Source organism: Neobacillus thermocopriae (genome assembly GCF_010975035.1).
GTDB classification, from domain to species: domain Bacteria; phylum Bacillota; class Bacilli; order Bacillales; family Cytobacillaceae; genus Neobacillus; species Neobacillus thermocopriae.
In genome coordinates, this window is sequence record NZ_JAAIUV010000017.1 from 59869 (window position 1) to 73729 (window position 13861).

General features: G+C 35.6%; 12 protein-coding genes. 9 read left to right on the forward strand and 3 right to left on the reverse strand.

Features of this window, described 5'->3' with window-relative positions; genetic code table 11:
- Positions 1–142: 142 nt before the first annotated feature.
- Positions 143–328: a DMT family transporter gene (locus G4Z05_RS16715; RefSeq protein WP_163252027.1), complete on the reverse strand. Its 186-nt coding sequence runs from the start codon at positions 326–328 to the stop codon at positions 143–145.
- A gap of 261 nt (positions 329–589) precedes the next feature.
- On the opposite strand from G4Z05_RS16715, the gene G4Z05_RS11500 reads away from it, so the two are divergent.
- The 5 genes from G4Z05_RS11500 to G4Z05_RS11520 all read left to right on the forward strand — a co-directional run bounded on the left by G4Z05_RS11500 (position 590) and on the right by G4Z05_RS11520 (position 5708).
- Positions 590–1225, forward strand: a complete 636-nt coding sequence (locus G4Z05_RS11500) for a response regulator transcription factor (protein ID WP_163252016.1) — start codon at positions 590–592, stop codon at positions 1223–1225.
- 1 nt (position 1226) lies between these two features.
- Complete coding sequence (locus tag G4Z05_RS11505) at positions 1227–2339, forward strand: sensor histidine kinase (RefSeq protein WP_163252017.1); 1113 nt, start codon at positions 1227–1229, stop codon at positions 2337–2339.
- Positions 2340–2491: 152 nt separating this feature from the next.
- On the forward strand, positions 2492–3427 hold the full coding sequence (locus G4Z05_RS11510; RefSeq protein ID WP_163252018.1) for an ATP-binding cassette domain-containing protein: 936 nt from the start codon (positions 2492–2494) through the stop codon (positions 3425–3427).
- 14 nt (positions 3428–3441) lie between these two features.
- A complete protein-coding gene (locus tag G4Z05_RS11515; protein WP_163252019.1) occupies positions 3442–4563 on the forward strand; it encodes an ABC transporter permease in 1122 nt (373 codons plus the stop codon).
- Entirely contained in the window at positions 4563–5708 is a 1146-nt protein-coding gene (locus G4Z05_RS11520; RefSeq protein ID WP_163252020.1) for an ABC transporter permease, read from the forward strand. The genes G4Z05_RS11515 and G4Z05_RS11520 overlap by 1 nt, the downstream gene beginning before the upstream one ends.
- Positions 5709–5928: 220 nt before the next feature.
- Here G4Z05_RS11520 and G4Z05_RS11525 read toward each other — a convergent pair whose 3' ends face one another.
- A complete protein-coding gene (locus tag G4Z05_RS11525; protein ID WP_240465365.1) occupies positions 5929–6498 on the reverse strand; it encodes an acetylglutamate kinase in 570 nt (189 codons plus the stop codon).
- Positions 6499–6750: 252 nt separating this feature from the next.
- Here G4Z05_RS11525 and G4Z05_RS11530 point away from each other — a divergent pair, with 252 nt between their 5' ends.
- From G4Z05_RS11530 to G4Z05_RS11540, 3 genes are all read left to right on the forward strand, one after another.
- Positions 6751–7194 carry a VOC family protein gene (locus G4Z05_RS11530; protein WP_163252021.1) on the forward strand — a complete coding sequence of 148 codons (444 nt, stop codon included), beginning with the start codon at positions 6751–6753 and terminating at the stop codon, positions 7192–7194.
- Positions 7195–7979: 785 nt separating this feature from the next.
- On the forward strand, positions 7980–10682 hold the full coding sequence (locus G4Z05_RS11535) for a penicillin-binding protein 1A (protein ID WP_163252022.1): 2703 nt from the start codon (positions 7980–7982) through the stop codon (positions 10680–10682).
- A 312-nt stretch (positions 10683–10994) separates the two neighbouring features.
- Positions 10995–12497 carry a malate:quinone oxidoreductase gene (locus G4Z05_RS11540; protein ID WP_163252023.1) on the forward strand — a complete coding sequence of 501 codons (1503 nt, stop codon included), beginning with the start codon at positions 10995–10997 and terminating at the stop codon, positions 12495–12497.
- A 143-nt stretch (positions 12498–12640) separates the two neighbouring features.
- Here G4Z05_RS11540 and G4Z05_RS11545 read toward each other — a convergent pair whose 3' ends face one another.
- Complete coding sequence (locus G4Z05_RS11545) at positions 12641–13045, reverse strand: cytochrome c oxidase subunit II (RefSeq protein WP_163252024.1); 405 nt, start codon at positions 13043–13045, stop codon at positions 12641–12643.
- Positions 13046–13383: 338 nt separating this feature from the next.
- On the opposite strand from G4Z05_RS11545, the gene G4Z05_RS11550 reads away from it, so the two are divergent.
- Positions 13384–13861: transposase (locus tag G4Z05_RS11550; RefSeq protein WP_205597402.1), on the forward strand; the 478-nt coding region annotated here is incomplete at its 3' end.

Sequence of the window (13861 nt, forward strand, 5' to 3'; positions counted from 1 at the left end):
ATAATAATAAGAAATTACTGATGATATAGGTGTGGTGTATTCAATTCCACCGGAATATCACACAAACTACAAAATATTATAATCAAAAAAAGATAAGACAGGTACTGCCCTGTCTTTTTTGTTATATACTTATTTAGGTTATTCAGATAAATATCCTTTTTTCATTACAATCTTTCTTATTAGCTTCCCAAAAAAAAAGAGTTATTCCTATGATAATGGATCTGACTGCAAAGTTATATAAACTACTTTCTAATTTCCCAATGGATTCCCCTAATTCCGCATATAGAGTTTCTTCTATACTAAATATAACACCCTCTAATAATGTGATTTCATTTTATAATTAGGGATGGGAAAAGTTTTTATAAAAATGAAGTTTAAGAGGAATTCTGAATGGTTTTGAAGGTAGAAGTGAGTTTGAAGGAGAATTAAATTATCAATTGATATTTATGGTATTAGATTTAAAAAAGCTGCAGGATAATGGTTTGTTAAATCATACGATAATTAAATGAGGTATTTCGTTTCAAATATTTGAATGTTTTTTGCTGATGTGTTCTGAAAGCATTCCTTGTTATAGATGGAAGGTGACGATATGAAAATCAAAGTGCTGATAGCGGATGATAATTCCTTTATTCGTGAAGGATTGAAAATTATTTTAAATACATATGAAGAATTTGAAGTGGTTGCATCGGTTAATGATGGTCTGGAGGCAGTGAATATCTGCAAGCAGCATGTAATCGATGTGGCCCTATTAGACGTGCGGATGCCAAATATGAATGGTGTTGAGGCGACCAAGCTGATCAGTGAACAAACAAAGACAAAACCATTGATTATTACCACCTTTGATGATGACGAGTATATATTGGATGCCATCAAAAATGGTGCTAAAGGCTATTTGCTGAAAAATAATGACCCGGAACGGATTCGTGAAGCGATTATTAGCGTATACAATAGCAATACTGTCATTCAGGATGTTGTAATGGAGAAAATTAAGTCCAATTTAATAGATAAGAAGCAGGAAAGCAAAATAGATAGGAGCCTGTTTACTGAGCGTGAACTGGATATCATGGCCTTAATTGCAAAGGGGTTTTCAAATAAAGAGATTTCCAAACAACTATATATTTCTGAAGGAACGATTGCTAACCATATTACTTCGATACTTAATAAAACCGGGCTCAGTCACCGCACGCAAATTGCGATTTACTATTTAACAGGAAGAGTTCATTAACATGGAATTCTGGATGATTTTTAGTAAGCTCATATTATTGGGATATTTGGTTCTCCGGTTTATACATGTTACAGATCGAAATATTCCTTGGATTATTTTTTCCTTGTTGCTTTATTTGTGTATTAATATTTTATATTATATTGTGAAACAAGATAGGATGAAGAGGGGGATTCTATTTCTTTCGCTGGTCCAAATTCTTGCATCCTATTATATGGTTCAGTCATTATTTATTTTATTGTTGCCGTTAAATCTGTGTGAAATTTTCCCTTTTCAAAATAAAAATCGTTTTATGATACTAATCTTGGTTTTCCTGCCACTCCTCCCTCTTCCTAATGATTTGGCTTTTCAATACGGATTGGTTGCAGCCTTAAGTTTCATTATATATATGATGTTCATGCAGTTTACCGCACGGTTACAAATGCAAGAGGCTCAATTAGATGTAATGAGGAAAAATCTCCAAAAAGTAACTAGAATTTTAAATGAAAATAATGAATTTATCAGGCAGTCCGAATATACGTTTAAATTGGAGGAGCGAAATCGTCTTGCTCAAGTTTTTCATGATAAAATTGGCCACACGATGACCGGTGCCCTCATTCAAATGGAAGCGGCTAAGCGGTTGATAGGTTCTGATCAAAAGAAAGCTCTGGAATTACTGCAAAATGCTATTAATATTTCAAACATGGGGATTGAGCAAATTCGGATTACCTTAAAAAATTTGAAGCCTCCTATCGAACAAATAGGCATTAATCGGATGAAATTATTTATTGAGGAGTTTTCTGCTAAACATTCATTATCAATGCCTTTTATATATAAGGGAGATATGGAAAGAATCACCCCGATTCAGTGGAAAATTATTTATGAAAATTTGACAGAGGCACTAACAAATGCTCTTAAATATTCTGAAGCAACAATGATTTCCATTAAAATTCATGTCCTAAATACAATGATTAAAGTAGAAGTAAAGGATAACGGTGTTGGAGTTCAAAAGGTGAAAAAAGGAATTGGATTGATTGGAATGGAGGAACGGACTGCATCTATCAATGGAAAGATTATTGTGGACGGAACTAATGGCTTTTCCGTTACGATGTTAATCCCCATCCAAGGAACCATGTAAATAGGAAAAATTTCCATATTGCCTGACACCCCATGAAAAATGTAAATATGAAAATATGAAATTTCTCATGTGAAAAGGATGAATGATTGCACTTATGCAGCATCATCCTTTTTTTTATAATGAATTCAAAAGTTAATGAGGGGTGAAATAGTGTGAAGGTACTTGAAGTAAAAAATTTAACGAAAAAGTTTGATGGTTTTATTGCCGTTGATAATATTTCTTTATCTATCAATGAAGGTGAAATATTTGGGTTACTTGGACCGAATGGTGCTGGAAAAAGTACTACGATTAATTTAATTGCTGGTCTCTTGAGAAGTAGTGAAGGGGAAATTAAAATTTTAGGGAAAAACAATATGAAACATAGCCGATACACAAAGATGAATATTGGCATTGTGCCGCAGGACTTGGCGATTTACGAGGATCTTACTGCTTTTGAAAATGTGAAATTTTTTGCTGGATTATACGGTTTAAGAGGGACTGAATTAACTGATCGTGTCCAAGAAGCATTGGAATTTGTCGGTCTCCTTGATATGCAAAGAGCATATCCAAAGAATTTTTCAGGTGGCATGAAAAGACGGTTGAACATAGCTTGCGCCATTGCTCATCGTCCAAAATTAATTATTATGGATGAACCGACGGTTGGGATTGATCCTCATTCACGAAATTACATTCTTCAATCCATTCATAAGTTAAATGAAATGGGCTGTACAATTATTTATACCAGCCATTATATGGAGGAGGTCGAGGAAATCTGTACGAGGATTTCCATTATGGATCATGGAAAGGTGATTGCAGAAGGGACAAAAGAACAATTAATAGCGATCATCACTAATACAAAGGATATTTGGATAGAGGTAAAATCGGTTGAACAAATTGATATAGAAAAAATTAAGGAAATTAACGGGGTAAAAACCGTCTCTTTAGATAAAAACGTAATCAAAATTAATTCGGAAATAGGTATCAATAATTTAAATAATATTCTTCTGTATTTAATGAATCAAAAGGTTGAAATTGGTTCGCTGGAGGAAAGGGAGCCCAATCTGGAAACTGTATTCCTTACATTAACCGGAAGAAATTTAAGAGATTAGAAAGGGGGATACCTTTGAATATACTCAACATTACTTGGAAGGAAATCAAGGTGAGTTTCCGGGATTATCATACATTTATATTAATGCTGGCATTTCCAATTATCCTGATGTTGATTCTTGGGTCTGCCTTATCTAACAATTTTGATAAAAAAATTAAAGTTGATAATGTTCATGTTATATATAAAAACTCTGCTAGCCAAGCGGTTTTTTCCTATTTTCAAAGTTTTATCAAAGAAGCTAAAGTAGCAGGCATCGATTTTACGGAAGTGGCTGATGGGATAAACGGACGAGATGAGGTAAAGGAAAATCATTTCACAGCCTTTATCGAGGTGACTGATAAAGGATTAACATTAATCGGTAGTAGTCAGAACAGCATTGAAGAGAGTATCCTCCAAGGGATGCTGACGGCATTTGCTGATAAATATAACCTGGCGGCTGCGGTAGTAAGTGTTGACCCAACAAAAGTGAGTACGGTTTTAGCCAGTAGTACTAAGCATGATTATATAACAGAACATTCTCTGCGATCAGCGAAGGCACCAAGTTCGATGGACTACTATGCAATTGCGATCACGACGATGATTGCCTTTTATGCAGCATTGTATGGAATGGGTCTTCTTCGTGAGGAAAGAGTTAAACATACGTCGATTCGATTATTAGCAGCCCCGATTCGAAAGAGCGAAATTTTCCTAGGAAAAATTATTGGCTGTGTATTAGTAAACTTGATTTGTGTTGCTGCAATAGTTATTTTCAGCCACTATGTGTACAAAGCGGAATGGGGAAGTCATATCGGATTGGTTTTTCTTATCCTCATATCGGAAATATTTCTTGCAGTCAGTTTTGGTCTTGGCATCAGCTATATGGTCAAATCACATGAGGCTGCTAGAACAATTACCACATTGGTAATTCAGCTGGTGTCATTCTTTGGAGGAGCTTATTTTAAAATTGATCATCCCACTGGAATATTTAAATTTATCACGGATTTATCTCCTCTTACTTGGGTTAACCAGGCAATTACGAAAATCATATATAACAATGACCTCGCAGCTGTAGTGCAGCCTGTTGCCTTAAATATGGGGGTTTCACTTCTATTTTTAATGATAGCGATTATTTCATTCCAAAGACGGGAGGGATTATGATGAAAGATATTATCTGGCTCATAAGGAAAATTATTAGGGTCACTTTTAGAAAAAAAGGAAATATCCTTCTGTACTTTGGCGGGCCGCTCATTGGGATTCTCATTGCTTTCCTGGCCTATGGAGGGTCAGACCAGCAAACGTTAAAAGTTGGGATTATCAATCAGGATTCGGCACAAATTGCGGGAGATACGGTTCATTTTCTAGAACATCTGGAAAATGTGGAAGTAGTTAAAATCAATGAATCTACCTTGAAAGATCAAATTGCCACGGGGAAATTAGATTGTGCGATCATATTAGGTCAAAAATTCTCAGAAAGTATTGAAAATGGAATTCCTGACCATATACAGCTTGTCTCCATTAAAGGGGCAGAAGTTACCAGTTTTGTAAAATCTTATCTTTATCAGTATCTAGATAATATTACTGCCTTAAAAAGGGCTGCAAATGGGGATCCAGAAGTATACCAAAAAATGTATGATCGCTTCCAGCAAGCTAATTTCAAGCTTCAGGTCGAGACATTGCAAGACACCTCAAAGGGGAAAAATATGACAATTATGACCATCGGTTTTTTGTTAATGATTATGTTAATATCGGCAGGAAACTTCGCTGAAATTATTATGAAAGAAAAAGAAAATCGCACCTATTTTCGTTTGATATCAACCCCCATCAATGTCAGAAAGTATGTACTTGCAAATATTGCGGTCAGTATGATGGTGATGGTGGTTCAAGTGCTGCTTACACTGCTAATGGCAATGAAAGTCTTTCATATTGAGATGAATGTGTCCTTTTGGCAAATGGCGGTCCTATTAACTTTGTTTGCTTTAGTTTCTGCAGGTTTATCACTTATGGTCGTGTCCTTTGCCTCTAGTTCTAGGGCTGCTGGTGCACTGCATATCTTGATTACAATTCCGTCGTGTCTATTGGCAGGGTGTTTTTGGCCCTTTGACCTTATGCCTAAAGTTGTTCAACGAATTGCACAATTTATGCCGCAACACTGGGTGCTTGAGACAATAAACCAATTACAGCTTGGATATTCTTTTGGTAGCCTTTATCTCAATTTAATGATTCTACTAGCATTTGCAGCCGTATTTTTCCTATTTTCCGTTTATAAATTTGGACGGAATAACGATGTACGAAATTTTGCTTAAAGTTAGTTGATTTTAATAAAAGACTGTAGGAATATTAGGATTAGGGAATATTCCTATAAATAGTAGTAGAATTTTTATACTAATTTCTTTTAACAATAAAGAAGTTTCTATGAAAACAGAGATGAAATAATCATCTAAAATAGATAAAAAACAGTGTCTGACTCCATTGTGGTAAAGAATTTCTTCATTGGGAGCAGGCACTGTCTCTATATCTTTAAATTTAAAACCTTCTAAGGAATTGTCTCACAATGGCCATCGTGAGAGTGTCTGCCATTTCTATGGCTTTTGCCTCAATTTTATTAAATACCGTTATACTAGCGTAAAAATCCCCTTGGAGAATGAATACTGCCTCTTGCTTAGTCATTGCTAAGTGTTCAAAAAACATTTCTCTGAATTTTATTTCAGATATAAAAGGATTTATTCTACTTAGGAATTTGGAAATTTCTGCTCCATTTGCGTACCAACGTCTTTCTGCCTCTGCTACAGCATTTTGATTGCCTGCTTTTGCAGCTTGGACTAATTCAGCAGCAATAACCAGATGACTCCTGATTAAGTTGCTGAACCTTTCAGCAATTCTATTTCCATAGAAAAGTGCTAGTAAATTCCCCATATCTGTAGCGTTTCGGAGAAGTCGTGCGGTAACAGCGTCTAAATCAGGTAAATGAAAGGCTATGCTATTGATCGTCATTCTTGTCCAATACACGTGTTGTTCCCAGGCTAAACGCATAGCATTACTTAAACGAACTTCCTGTTCACTAATACAAGAACCATTGAACCAAGTTCTTTTCATGGTTTCCTCCCCCCTCCCAAACAATCTAAAATCATTCCAGTATATTCAGATTTAAAAAAATAGTTTCTACTTATTAATAATGCAATCGTTGATTTTAAATAAAGATACGAAGGCGGGTTTTAAGGCAACTTCTCAATAAGGGTTTTTTAAGATAAAAAATGATAAATATTGTGGGTGAGGGGAAACATATTACAATTGATGATCAAATTCATTATCCATTATTTTAAATTTATTCTTAGGAGTTGACTATTCATGACTATTAGACTTACCCCCTGTATTGTAATGAATGGAAATACAAAAGAGGCGGTTCATTTTTATGAAAAGGTCTTGGATGCTAAAGTCCTAAATATTCAAACTTACGGAGAGATGTCAGTACCTTGCCCAGAGGCATTAAAAGAACGAGTAGCAAACGTGATGCTACAAATTGGAGAAAGTAAACTTATGTTATTTGATGCTCCAAATATATCTGTTCCAGACGGAGATACGGAGCAAGTACATAATATACAACACGATAAAAACGCAGTTGTGACCATAAATATTTCAATAAATGATGTGAGAAGAACAAAGGAAATCTTTGAAATTTTGCAGAAAGAGGGTAAGGTAATTGCTCCTCTAGAAGAAGTTCCATTTAGCCCTGCATTTGGTACTGTAATGGACAAGTTTGGTGTAACTTTTATTCTTGTTACACAATTATAAAACTAAGAAATTGTGTGCTTATTTTCCTTATTGTCTGGATAATTATATCTACCAAGTTATTGTATTTCTATTTTCAATTTTGAATGTTTAATTTGATTCAAAAACCTTTTCCTTCATTATTTTATTAAATGAATACATTTTAAAAAAAGTATTGAACAGATAAGGAACAAATTTTATTAAATATTCTAGAAGAATTTGAGTTTGGACTAGAGGTCACCTTGTTAGGATTAAAGGGAAAACTAAGGGATAGTCATAGTAATTCAAAAAATAAGAAAAAAACCATAAGGGCAGGTCTTTTGTTTCGTTTTTATTGAAATAACAGGTCTGCCTACGTGTTTTTCTATGTGATTTCCTAGCAATTGGGAGCTTACTAGGACAGGGGACATTTTTTATATTAACCAGATAAGGTTGTCTTACAAGAACATGTACAGGTAGTTATGGATTGATGAAATGTACTAGACATTCATTTAGCAAACTATTGTTGAATAAGTCTTTAGAAGTAGGATAGAAGGTACTTCAAAACGTGGAAGACAAATGAAAAAGTATAAATAAGAGCAAAATAATGAAAATGGCGTGCGTAGCTAAACCAGAATACACGCCATTTATTAATGCTAAAATCTTTTCACTACAAAAAAAAGAGTGTATCCTTTTCCATGGAACAGATGTTTAATCATTGAGTTTTGCGTTATTTTTTTTATAAAATCAAGTATAATTTATTCGTCATGTATTCATAGAAATTATATGGGTTTATTTGGAATCCGTTTTTAAAAGGGAGGATGAGATACATGTCAGAAGAATATCGCTCTCGTATAGAGCGAAGAAGAATACAAGAACAGCAGAAAAATGCTTCAAAGGGTCAAAAGGGGAAGAAGCAGGGAAAGAGCGTATGGAAAAGAATCTTCTTTATTTGTTTGACTCTAGGTCTTGTTATGATTTTAGCTGTGATTGGTGCATTCGCATGGATTATTAAAGATGCACCAAAGTTTGATGAAACGTTATTAAAAGACCCATTATCATCGGAAATATATGCAGCCGATGAGAAAACATTAATTGCCGAAGTAGGTAAAGAAAAGCGTGATGATATTACGATTGATCAAATACCGGATGTTCTCAAAAATGCAGTGTTAGCTACAGAAGATGCTCGTTTTTACGAACATCACGGAATTGATGTGAAACGGACACTTGTTGCCGTTTTCACGAATATCACAGCTGGCACTTCTCAAGGTGGAAGTACGATCACACAGCAAATTGTGAAAAATTCCTTCCTATCGCCAGAAAAGACGCTAACTCGAAAAGTGCAAGAATGGTATTTGTCCATTCAATTAGAACGACGTTTTTCAAAAGATCAAATTCTGGAAATGTATTTTAATAAGAATTTGTATGGAAGTGACGTTTATGGTGTAGCAAAAGCCGCTGAACGATTCTTTGGTTTAAAGGCGGATGAGCTAGATCAATTGACACTTGAACAGGCTGCCCTCCTAGCAGGAATTCCGCAAAGTCCGAATAACTATATTCCGACTGTGGAAAGCAATCTTGAAAGGGCAGAAAAACGACGGAATATGGTTCTCCAATATATGAATCGACACGGCTATATTTCCAAAGAGGTAATGGAAAAAGCACAAAGTACACCGATTGAAGATACGTTAAATATTCAACAAAAACAAGGAAATAAATATCAAGCATTTGTTGACACAGTTATTGAGGAAGTTCAAAACAAAACAGGTTCAAATATATTTGAAGACGGGTTAAAAATCTATACAACAATCGATCCGGAAATCCAGCAAATAACGGAGAAAGCCCTATCCACTAATGAGTATATTAATTATCCGGATAATGAGAGACTGCAGTCAGCAGTTGTCATTTTAGATACTCAAACGGGCGCTATCAAAGCAATTGGCGGTGGAAGACATTATCAAACTGGTGGTTATAATTATGCCACCAAGATTAAACGTCATCCTGGTTCGACAATAAAACCTATTCTTGATTATGGCCCAGCCATTGAAAAATTTAAGTGGTCGACAGGACATATCTTAAAAGATGAACCGTACCAGTATTCAAATGGAACTCCAATTCGTAATGCTAGCCGTTCTTATGTTGGAAATAGAACCATAAGGGATCATTTGGCATGGTCTCGCAATATACCGGCTTTAAAAGCCTATCAAGAAGTAGGAGCCGATTATGCGACAAATTTTGCCAATAATCTTGGATTCCCAATTACAGATGAACAAAAAGCAAATGAATCAAATGCGATTGGTGCAATAGATGCAGCCTCTCCACTAATAATGGCGGGTGCATATGCCGCATTTGGAAATGGCGGTTATTATATTGAGCCATATACAGTTACAAAAGTTATTTATCAAGATGGAACGGAAAAGGATTTGGCTTCAAGTAAAAAGAAAGTAATGGAGGATTATACCGCTTTCCTCATAACAGATATGTTGCGTACGGTTGTTGATTCAGGTACAGGGAAATTGGCTAATATTTCGGGTATTGATTTAGCAGGTAAAACGGGAACTACCAGCTTTGATAAATCGGCTATTGCGAAATATGGTTTGCCGAGTAATGCAACACGTGATGCCTGGTTTGTTGGCTATACGCCGCAATACACTGGTGCGGTTTGGACCGGGTACACCACAACAAAAACGTCAGATGATTATTTAGGGAAACAAAGTGCAGACTTTTCTAAGTTGGTATTTAAAGCCATTATGTCTAGGATAAGTACGAGCAAGGAAACATTTAAACAACCTAACAGTGTTGCCAAATCTGGAAATGAATATTATGTAAAAGGTGGAGAAAAACCGAAGCCACCGAAGCCTGGCAAACCGTCTGATTTGAAAGCAGTTTATGATGAAGCTTCGAACAGCATTCAATTAACATGGAATTATAGTTCTGAAAGCGAAGCAACCTTTGAAATTTCTTATAGTGTGGATGGAAAAACAATGAGCCTGTCATCAACGGGTGACAGAAAAGCAGTACTGCAAAACCCAGAGAAAGGAAAAACCTATGTATTCAATGTAGCTGCTATTAGGGATGGCATTAAAAGTGATGCAGCATCTGCTTCCATAACGGTTCAAGGGCCGGAAGAAAAATTGAAAAGTCCTGTTGGGTTGCATGCTAAATATGATAAAAACTCAAATCAAATTGTAATTAGTTGGAACCATCCTAATGCCAATGCACAAAATGTAAGCTATATTGTCACTTATACAGTAAATGGAAATACTCAAACCTTAACGACGACGACTAATACAAATGCAATATTAGGTAATCCGCAACCAGGGCAAAAATATATCATAACGGTCGTGGCTTCTAATAATGCAGGAAAGAGTGAACCAACTTCAACTGCTGTCACAGTAGATAGAATAGAGAATCCTAACAACAATAATAATGGGAATGCTGGAGAATCTAAACCAGAGACAGGCGAAAATCAAAACCAAAACCAAAACCGAAATCAAAACGCAAATCAAAATCAGAACCCAAATCAACAATAGTGTGATAAGTGATGGAGACTGTTTTTTAAAACAGTCTCCTTTTTTCTTTCCTAACAAAGGAATCCTCAAATACTAAGCGTTAGGATGACTAATACCTGTTTTTATAGTTAAAACAAGTGATATATATAAAATAATTTAGTAGTTTATAATTGTCAGATTATAGTAGAAATTTAAAACTATAAAAAAATATAATAGATTATGGTATTATTATAATTGAAACAGAAAGTGTTCCTGAATACCGCCTGGCTATAGGTAATACCTAAGCAAGGGCGCCTACTCTTTTTTGCAAATATAGGGATAAGGATGGTTATCATGAGCAGCATACGGACAAAGACGGATGTTATCTTAATTGGTGCCGGAATCATGAGCGCAACTTTAGGATCTTTACTGAAAGAGTTAGCACCGGAATGGGAAATTACAGTATTTGAGAAACTAGAAAATGCAGGAGAAGAAAGTTCAAATGAGTGGAATAATGCAGGGACGGGCCATGCTGCATTGTGCGAGCTTAACTATACATCCGAAAAAGCGGACGGATCTATAGATATTACGAAAGCGATAAAAATTAATGAACAGTTTCAGCTTTCAAGACAGTTTTGGGCCTATCTTGTAAATAGTAAGGTGATACGTAATCCCCAAGACTTCATTAGGCCTATTCCACATATGAGTCTTGTGCAAGGAGAAGAAAATGTAAGATTTTTGAAAAAAAGATTTGAAGCGCTATCAAAACATCCACAGTTTCAAGAAATGGAATTTACCGACGACCATGAAAAACTGACAGAATGGGTTCCGTTAATGATGGAAGGTCGTAAACTGAATGAACCGATAGCCGCAACAAAAATGAACTCCGGAACGGATGTTAACTTCGGCGCACTAACACGCATGTTGTTTGACCACTTAAAGAGTAAAAATGTTGATATTAGATATAAACATCAAGTAGAGGATATTAAACGCACTGAAGATGGCTTATGGGAATTGAAAGTATGGAATATCGAAAGCGGTGCCATTGAACGCCATGCAGCTAAATTTGTATTTATTGGCGGGGGTGGTGGAAGTCTTCCTTTACTCCAAAAAACTGGCATCCCTGAGTCTAAACATATTGGTGGATTCCCGGTTAGCGGTTTATTTATGGTATGCAACAATCCGAAAGTGGCAGAACAGCATCATGCAAAAGTATACGGTAAAGCAAAGGTTGGTGCTCCACCGATGTCGGTGCCACATCTTGATACAAGATATATTGATAACAAAAAAACATTGTTGTTTGGACCATTTGCTGGCTTTTCACCAAAATTCTTAAAAAACGGATCAAATTTAGATTTGTTAGCTTCTGTCAAGCCAAATAATGTATTAACGATGTTGGCTGCAGGTGTAAAAGAATTAGCCCTGACCAAATACTTGATTCAACAGGTTATGCTATCGGATGAAAAACGCATGGAAGAATTACGTGAATTTATTCCGACAGCAAAAGCCGAGGATTGGGAGATTGTAGTAGCAGGACAACGGGTACAAGTAATTAAAGATACCGAGAGTGGTGGTAAAGGAACACTACAATTTGGTACGGAAGTGGTGAGTGCCGCTGATGGCTCGATTGCCGCGTTGCTTGGCGCTTCTCCAGGTGCCTCTACTGCTGTACACGTAATGTTAGAGGTATTAGAAAAATGTTTCCCACAACATATGATAGAGTGGGAGTCAAAAATAAAAGAAATGATCCCTTCTTATGGTGTTTCATTATCAGGAAACCAGAAGCTTTTTGAAGAGATTCATAACTCTACAGCCCAGACGCTTGGATTAGTTGAAAAAGAACTGGTCTATAGTTAATACTTTTGATGAATAAGATTTATCTTTGATAAAAAATAAATTAGCTGGACAAGATATTTCAAAAATATCATGTCCAGCTGATTGTCTTAGCTTTTCACAATTAGCAATTTCCTAAAAGAGTTCGTGCAATAGGATAAATTCTTTTATTCTACAATTTTTAGTGTAAGTTTCATTGCTTTGTGATCATCTTCAGCCCCACAAACAGTTGAACAAATTAATTCGTATTCCCCTGTTTTTTCAGCAGTAAATTCAACAGGTTTATCTGCTTTCAGGTCAATTCCTAATTCTTCATTACCTATGGTATGAATTCCTTCTTCGTTAATTAAGTTTAATTTAACCTTCGAACCTTTTTTTATTGTCAACTCTTTATCTGAAGAAAACTCCCAATTCTTTGCTGTAATCGTAAACTCCTCTACTCCTGAGGTAGAAGCAGTTTCCACTGATTTTTCACTGGATTTTTTTGTATTTGCTGCTTCCTCTGTTCCCCCACACGCTGCTAAACCAAATGTTAAAGCGCCTGATAATAAAAGGAATCCAAGCTTTTTCATGGCATACAGTCTCCTTTATATAAGTAAATTTTATAACTGGCAAAACAGAAATCTGTTTTCTAATGTCATTTTAGGGAAAAGAGAAATGGAGTTCCTTGACTTAGGTCAAGTTTGTTAGAAAAGCGAAAGCCCCCTGCTTAGCGGCGTATGGCCTCTTCCCAAAAGCTATCGCTTTTGGTCACGCGATGTTTGAGCTAGACCATTCTCGTAGGTGAAAATCCTATAAAAAAAAGAAGCAGGTAGCTGCTTCTTTCAGACTGTCGACAAAATCCTTTTTTAAAGGATTTTGTCGACATTTTTTGTATAATTATGTTATAGAATATCGAGGTGATATTGAAATGCTTACTAAAAATACACAAGTAAATCGAGATCAATTAGAAATGATTACTTTAGACCAGCTGGTTCCTGAAAATCACTTGGTTCGTAAGATAGAAGCTGCTATTGATTTTTCATTTATATATAAATTAGTTGAGAATATGTATTCATCTGAACGTGGTCGTCCAAGTATTGACCCTGTTGTATTAATTAAGATGGCTTTTATTCAATATACCTTCGGTATTCGCTCTATGCGCAAAACTATTGAAGAAATTGAAACAAATCTTGCTTATCGTTGGTTCTTAGGTTTTGGGTTTCATGATAAAGTCCCCCACTTCTCAACCTTCGGAAAAAACTATGAAAGACGTTTCAAGGATACAGATCTATTTCAAAAAATCTTCTACCGCATTCTAAAAGAAGCTTCTGATAAAAAGTTGATTAGTGCTGAACATGTATTTATTGATTCTACGCATGTTAAAGCAAGTGCAAATAAACGTAAAT

Bases quoted from the DNA above. Each gene is read 5' to 3' on its own strand.
- G4Z05_RS11500 (WP_163252016.1), top strand. From the start codon at position 590: ATGAAAATCAAAGTGCTGATAGCGGATGATAATTCCTTTATTCGTGAA.
- G4Z05_RS11505 (WP_163252017.1), top strand. From the start codon at position 1,227: ATGGAATTCTGGATGATTTTTAGTAAGCTCATATTATTGGGATATTTG.
- G4Z05_RS11520 (WP_163252020.1), top strand. From the start codon at position 4,563: ATGAAAGATATTATCTGGCTCATAAGGAAAATTATTAGGGTCACTTTT.
- G4Z05_RS11525 (WP_240465365.1), bottom strand. From the start codon at position 6,498: ATGAAAAGAACTTGGTTCAATGGTTCTTGTATTAGTGAACAGGAAGTT.
- G4Z05_RS11530 (WP_163252021.1), top strand. From the start codon at position 6,751: ATGACTATTAGACTTACCCCCTGTATTGTAATGAATGGAAATACAAAA.
- G4Z05_RS11535 (WP_163252022.1), top strand. From the start codon at position 7,980: ATGTCAGAAGAATATCGCTCTCGTATAGAGCGAAGAAGAATACAAGAA.
- G4Z05_RS11540 (WP_163252023.1), top strand. From the start codon at position 10,995: ATGAGCAGCATACGGACAAAGACGGATGTTATCTTAATTGGTGCCGGA.
- G4Z05_RS11545 (WP_163252024.1), bottom strand. From the start codon at position 13,045: ATGAAAAAGCTTGGATTCCTTTTATTATCAGGCGCTTTAACATTTGGT.